We start from the raw sequence: 3,764 nt of genomic DNA, 5'->3' as shown, positions 1-3,764 counted from the left end.
CGTCGACCCGGCGTGGGCGGCGGCGGCCGGCGCGACAGTGCTGGCCGTACGCGCCCTGTCGCGCCGCCGCACCACCCCGGCGGCGCTCCTCCGCGCGGCCGACCTGCCGTTCCTCGCGTTCGTCCTCGCCCTCGGCGTGGTCGTACGGGCGGTCCTGGACCACGGTCTGGGCGACGCGCTCGGCGCGGTCCTCCCCGACGGCACGTCCCTGCCGGCCCTGCTGGCCGTCGCGGGCCTGGCCGCACTGCTCGCCAACCTGATCAACAACCTGCCCGCGGTCCTCGCCCTCGTCCCCCTGGCCGCGCCGTCCGGCCCCGGCGCGGTCCTCGCGGTCCTGCTGGGCGTCAACATCGGCCCGAACCTCACCTACGCGGGCTCCCTGGCCACCCTCCTGTGGCGCCGCATCGCCCACCACCACGCCCACGAGGTCAGCCTCAAGCGCTTCACGCTGCTGGGCCTGGCCACCGTCCCGGCGGCGCTGCTGGCGTCGACGGTGGCGCTGTGGGTGTCGCTGGAGCTGCTGGGCGGGTGAGCGCGGACGGGGATCCCGGAGACCCACGCCACATTCACGCGGGCCCCGGACCGGGCTCCCGGTGACAAGCGGCACAGGCGTTCCGTCCGGTACTACCCGGAATAGTGGAAAAGTGGTTGAATCCAAAAGGGACATTTGGGGCGCAGAGCTGATCGATCAGCTTGAAATGGGGGTTTCGCCCCGTACGGGCCCACCGGTCAAGAGACGTGCGTCTCACGCCCGAAGTACGGCCTTTCATCGTAGGTCACACCTTTGCGGCTTCTGTCCGGGTCCGGTTACCAAGGAACAGCCAGCACGGCACGGACCCGTTCCGCCGATGGCTTCCCCGTCCCCTCACCCACGAGGTCTCCATGCTCCAGCGCGTCACGTCCCGCCTCCCCCGTACGTCCCTCACCCAGACCCGTGCGGCCGTCCTGGCCGCCGGCATGGGCGCCACGGTCGTCCTGGGAGTCGGGGCCGCGGCCGCCGCCGAGAACACGGCGGCGCCCGCCGCCACCGCCCAGGCGCAGGCCGCCGCCAAGAAGGCGACCGCCTCCTGGGTCTCCCCGGTCAAGAGCTACAAGCTGTCCGCGAGCTTCGCCCAGAACGGCGGCATGTGGGCGCACAAGCACAGCGGCCAGGACTACGCCGTCCCGACCGGCACCACCGTGATGGCCGCGCACGGCGGCACCGTCGTCAAGGCCGGCCCCAACGGCGCCGGCGACGGCCCCGCCTACGGCAACGCCGTCGTCATCAAGCACGGCAACGGCACGTACTCCCAGTACGCCCACCTGTCGCAGGTGAACGTGAAGATCGGCCAGGTCGTCAAGACCGGCCAGAAGATCGCCCTGTCCGGCAACACCGGCAACTCCAGCGGCCCGCACCTGCACTTCGAGATCCGCACCACCCCGAACTACGGCTCCGCCATGGACCCGGCGAAGTTCCTGCGCGCCAACGGCGTGACCGTCTGACCCCGGTCACCCCAGCAGCACCCGAGCGACCCCGAGAACGGCCCCGCGCCGTCCTCGGGGTCGCTTTTCGGTGTTCAGTCTCCGGAGGCGTACGGGGCGAAACGCGCCCACGTATCGGGGGTGAAGGTGAGGCGGGGGCCCGCGGTGTCCTTGGAGTCGCGGACGTGGACGGCGCCGGGGGTGACGACGAGTTCGACACACGACTCGCCATCGGTACCGCCGCTGTAGCTGCTCTTGAACCACGCCAGCTCGGAAGCGTCCCCGGCAGCGGTCTCGCAGATCATGATTCCGAGGCGAACGGCACGAAACGCGCCCAAGCGGCAGGAGCAAGAGCGAGCCGCGGGCCTGCGAGGTTCTTGGAGTCGCGGACGTGGACGGCGTCGGGGGTGAGGGCGAGTTCCACGCAGGAGTTACCGTCAGTGCCGTCGCTGTAGCTGCTCTTGAACCATGCCAGCCCGGAGGCGTCACCAGCGGAGATCTTGCGGATCATGTTTCTCCCAGCAGTAGTTGCTCGATGAAGGCCAGCGACTCCCGGGGCGAGAGTGCCTGCGCCCGGATGGTGCTGTACCGCAGCTCCAAGATGCGCAGTTGCTTCGGTTCGGAAGTCGGCCGACCGTTGAACGCGCCGTCGGAGCGTCCCACCGCCGTGCCGTCCGCGAACTTCAGCAACTCGATCCTGCCGTCCACCCCGGGGTGGGCTTCGGTTTTCGTCGGCATCACCTGAAGCATGACGTTGTGCAGCCGCCCCACCTCAAGCAGACGTTCGAGCTGCTGTCGCCACACCATTGTGCCTCCGACTTCTCTCTGCAGCGCCGCTTCTTCCAGGACGAAGCTGATGGAAGGGGCCGGGTCACGTTCGAACACCGACCGTCGCTCCATGCGAGCAGCCACCATCCGCTCCACGTCGTCCGGGGCATACGGTGGCTGCGCCGCCTGGAACAGCGCCCGCGCGTGCTCCGGTGTCTGCAACAGCCCGCTGATGCTGTTGCACACGTACACGCCGATCTCGACCGCCCGCCCTTCCAACTTCGCAATGTCCCGGACGGTCTTCGGATACCGAACCTTCTTCACGTCCTCCCAGGCCGCCGCGATCAGCCCGCCCGCGCCCAGGATCTCGTCCGCCTTGTCCAGGAACTCCTGCCGGGGGATCCGCTTGCCGCCCTCGATCTTGTAGACCATGTCCTCGCCGTAGCCGACGATCTGCCCGAACTCGGCGGCCCGCATCCCCGCCGCCTCACGGCGCAGCTTCAGCTGGCGCCCGACGGTCGTGATGACCGCGACACCCCACTCGTCGTCCGGGTCGACCTCCCAACCCGGCTCGTCCGCCTCGGTCTTGAGTTGCCCCGTCTCCGCCTCGACCGCCGTCATGCCGCACCTCTCCTTCGTCGTGGTCCGTGACGCACCCGGCGTCCTGCCCGTACCAACCGTCGGAACAGCCACGACAGCACCGGACAACCACCGGACAGTGACCGTACGTACACACCGAGTCACCCCTCACGGTACGCAGACCCCGACACGCTGAGTGACGTGAATCAGCAAACCGCCGAACCCACCGCCCCCGTCCGCAACTTCAGCGTGCTGCTCTCCCCCACGCCACGCGGCGCCCACCAAGCCCGACGACTGGGAGCGGGCCAACTGCGTTCCTGGGGGCTGCCCGTGGACCCGGCCCGTCAGGTCATCGCGGAGCTGGCCGCCAACGCGGCGACCCACGGCCGTGTCGCGGGACGGGACTTCCGGCTCACGCTCTACGTCGTGGCCGACACCCTCCGCATCGAGGTCACCGACACCCGAGGCGAGCGCCTGCCCGAGCTCCAGCCGCCCTCCTCCGACACCGAGTCGGGCCGGGGCCTGCTCCTCGTGGAGGCGCTCGCGGACCGCTGGGGTGTGACCGAGGACCGCTTCCCGCGCAAAACCGTCTGGGCCGAACTGCGCCTCACCGCACCGGAACCCGGAAACTGAAACTCCGGTGCCACCGGCGCCTTCCCAAGGGAAGAACTCAGGGAAAAGCACCCCACCGAGCCCCACCCTTTCCCGCCCGAGGCCCGTGATCACTCGGGCGGGTGAACATCACCGGCTCAGCTGGATTTCCGGACCCCCAACGCCTCTACGCTCAGCGCACACCACCCGAAAAAGACTTCGGCCCCCGCCGGGACTCCACTCCCGTTGCGAGGGCCTGACCACCAAGGAAGAAGAGGCTTCCCGATGGATACCCAAAACACTAGCGCGCCCCCGCGCGCCCGGTCAGCCCCCGCCGGCAATCCGACCCGATCGCGTCACCACAC

6 protein-coding genes are annotated in these 3,764 nt (G+C 69.6%); 3 read left to right on the top strand and 3 right to left on the bottom strand.

Annotation, left to right across the window (positions count from 1 at the left end; genetic code table 11):
- Positions 1-532 (top strand): ArsB/NhaD family transporter (locus B7767_RS29765; protein ID WP_306298002.1); only part of this gene is annotated, 532 nt, incomplete at its 5' end.
- Between the two features lie 350 nt (positions 533-882).
- Positions 883-1,482 carry a M23 family metallopeptidase gene (locus tag B7767_RS29760; RefSeq protein WP_085574861.1) on the top strand — a complete coding sequence of 200 codons (600 nt, stop codon included), beginning with the start codon at positions 883-885 and terminating at the stop codon, positions 1,480-1,482.
- A gap of 74 nt (positions 1,483-1,556) precedes the next feature.
- Here the strand turns inward: B7767_RS29760 and B7767_RS29755 are convergent, their stop codons facing one another.
- From B7767_RS29755 to B7767_RS29745, 3 genes are read right to left on the bottom strand one after another with little or no spacing between them, the layout of a single operon-like run.
- Positions 1,557-1,766, bottom strand: a complete 210-nt coding sequence (locus B7767_RS29755; protein WP_085574860.1) for a DUF397 domain-containing protein — start codon at positions 1,764-1,766, stop codon at positions 1,557-1,559.
- Positions 1,763-1,972, bottom strand: a complete 210-nt coding sequence (locus tag B7767_RS29750; protein WP_085574859.1) for a DUF397 domain-containing protein — start codon at positions 1,970-1,972, stop codon at positions 1,763-1,765. The genes B7767_RS29755 and B7767_RS29750 overlap by 4 nt, the downstream gene beginning before the upstream one ends.
- Positions 1,969-2,850, bottom strand: coding sequence for a helix-turn-helix transcriptional regulator (locus B7767_RS29745; RefSeq protein ID WP_085574858.1), 882 nt, complete (start codon positions 2,848-2,850; stop codon positions 1,969-1,971). The genes B7767_RS29750 and B7767_RS29745 overlap by 4 nt, the downstream gene beginning before the upstream one ends.
- Before the next feature lie 159 nt (positions 2,851-3,009).
- Here B7767_RS29745 and B7767_RS29740 point away from each other — a divergent pair, with 159 nt between their 5' ends.
- Positions 3,010-3,441, top strand: coding sequence for an ATP-binding protein (locus B7767_RS29740; protein ID WP_085574857.1), 432 nt, complete (start codon positions 3,010-3,012; stop codon positions 3,439-3,441).
- The last annotated feature ends 323 nt before the right edge of the window (positions 3,442-3,764 follow it).

It is taken from the genome of Streptomyces sp. 13-12-16, assembly GCF_002114215.1.
In the GTDB taxonomy this organism is placed as follows: Bacteria; Actinomycetota; Actinomycetes; order Streptomycetales; family Streptomycetaceae; genus Streptomyces.
The sequence above is the reverse complement of the archived record's forward strand: the minus strand, read 5'-3'. Positions and strand labels throughout refer to the sequence as shown.

Coding starts and splice junctions, on each gene's coding strand:
- B7767_RS29760 (WP_085574861.1), top strand. CDS start 883: ATGCTCCAGCGCGTCACGTCCCGCCTCCCCCGTACGTCCCTCACCCAG.
- B7767_RS29755 (WP_085574860.1), bottom strand. CDS start 1,766: ATGATCTGCGAGACCGCTGCCGGGGACGCTTCCGAGCTGGCGTGGTTC.
- B7767_RS29750 (WP_085574859.1), bottom strand. CDS start 1,972: ATGATCCGCAAGATCTCCGCTGGTGACGCCTCCGGGCTGGCATGGTTC.
- B7767_RS29745 (WP_085574858.1), bottom strand. CDS start 2,850: ATGACGGCGGTCGAGGCGGAGACGGGGCAACTCAAGACCGAGGCGGAC.